This window comes from Effusibacillus consociatus (genome assembly GCF_042652925.1).
Classification (GTDB): Bacteria; Bacillota; Bacilli; order Tumebacillales; family Effusibacillaceae; genus Effusibacillus; species Effusibacillus consociatus.
Genome location: NZ_JBHSHC010000043.1, coordinates 1 through 672, shown reverse-complemented (window position 1 = coordinate 672; position 672 = coordinate 1). Strand labels below are relative to the sequence as shown.

Sequence of the window (672 nt, the reverse complement as noted above, 5' to 3'; positions counted from 1 at the left end):
TGGAATTTCACCGCTACCCCCAGCTCATCCCCGCACTTTTCAACGTGCGTGGGTTCGGACCTCCAGTGAGTGTTACCTCACCTTCATCCTGGCCAGGGGTAGATCACTCGGTTTCGGGTCTACGGCTACAAACTTCCGCCCTACCTTCGCCCACGAAAGTGCAAGCACTTTCGCGGGGACCCGGATTTTAAGACGCGCTTTCGCTGCGGCTCCGGCTCCTCGCCTTAACCTCGCTTGCAACCGTAACTCGCCGGTTCATTCTACAAAAGGCACGCCGTCACGCGTTAACGCGCTCCGACTGATTGTAGGCACACGGTTTCAGGTTCTTTTTCACTCCGCTCCCGCGGTGCTTTTCACCTTTCCCTCACGGTACTGGTTCACTATCGGTCGCCAGGTTGTATTTAGCCTTAGCAGGTGGTCCTGCCGGATTCCCACGGGATTCCTCGTGTCCCGCGGTACTTGGGGTATCGTCTCGGAGTTCTCATTCGTTTCGGATACGGGACTGTCACCCGCTCTGGTGGACTGTTCCAAGTCGCTTCTCCTACGAAGAGAATTTGTAACTCCATGTGAGACGCCCCGCTACCCCGCATGTGCAAGCACACACGGTTTGGGCTACTCCGCGTTCGCTCGCCGCTACTGACGGAATCACTGTTGTTTTCTTTTCCTCAGGGT

The 672-nt window shown here is 56.5% G+C and carries 1 rRNA gene; it reads right to left on the bottom strand.

The window, feature by feature from the left end:
* A 23S ribosomal RNA gene (locus ACFO8Q_RS06485) occupies positions 1-672 on the bottom strand; the annotation flags it as partial.